The organism is Mesorhizobium sp. WSM4828 (assembly GCF_055811175.1).
The window spans coordinates 1-839 of the sequence record NZ_JBVVQK010000098.1 but is presented as its reverse complement, the minus strand read 5'-3'; the positions used below and the strand labels follow the sequence as shown (position 1 = coordinate 839).

Annotated in this window: 1 protein-coding gene; it reads right to left on the bottom strand. The window is 57.6% G+C overall.

What is annotated here, in order from left to right; translation table 11 throughout:
• Positions 1-49: 49 nt before the first annotated feature.
• Positions 50-766 (bottom strand): pentapeptide repeat-containing protein, encoded by a 717-nt coding sequence (locus AC0L2X_RS32435; RefSeq protein ID WP_473601215.1) that lies wholly within the window; start codon positions 764-766, stop codon positions 50-52.
• Between the last annotated feature and the right edge of the window lie 73 nt (positions 767-839).

Sequence of the window (839 nt, the reverse complement as noted above, 5' to 3'; positions counted from 1 at the left end):
AGGTTCGAATCCTCTCCGGCGCAGCATTGCCGCAGTTCCTTGCCGACAACTATTCCTGCTGGAATTGACAGGGCCAATTTTCAGGCCTCGTCAAGCCAGAAGGCAACTCGGTCCGCGCGTCTCCGCAAGCCATGTTGAGCTGCCACTGGGACAGACCCGCCGAATTGGAAAGGTCGAGGCCCTCGATACGGGTCAGAAAGAAAAAGGCGCGGTCAAAGTCTATCGGCGCGGTGAACCTCGCTCCTCGGAAGTCCGCGCGTGCGAGATTGGCAAACGAAAAGCGGCTGCCGCTGATATCGGCGTCATGGAACTGCGCACGACCCAATTCCGCCTTTGTGAAATCAACATTGGTCAGATTGGCGTCCTGGAAATTCGAGCGCTGCATTTCAGCGCTCGCAAACACAGCGCCCTGCGCGTCCATACGGCTGAAGTCGGTCCTGTAGGCCTCGATTCTGTCGAACCGGGCGCCTTTGGCGGTCGAGTCGGCCAAGGAAGCACGCACAAGAGTTGCCTTCTCAAGATTTGCCGCACGGAAATTGGTGTTCCTGAGGTCGGTCGAAGTGAAATCAACACCGAACAGGTTCGCCCCGCTCAGGTCCTGTCCATCTAGGATGAGAAGCTTCTTGTCACACTCTTGCCAATTGACGCCAGGCGTCGCGGCTGCGTCGCAATTTTGAGCGGCAGCGGCGTTCTGCCAAGCAAACACAGTGCAAACCGCTAGAACCAAGCCGGATGTGCCGTAAGCTCTGGTTCGCCTCAAAGTCATTGTTGCTGGACCTCTGCTACTCGCCGACACTCACCCTTACCACATCTGCTGACACTCGAGCCACGGTGACCAC

Coding starts and splice junctions, on each gene's coding strand:
- AC0L2X_RS32435 (WP_473601215.1), bottom strand. CDS start 766: ATGACTTTGAGGCGAACCAGAGCTTACGGCACATCCGGCTTGGTTCTA.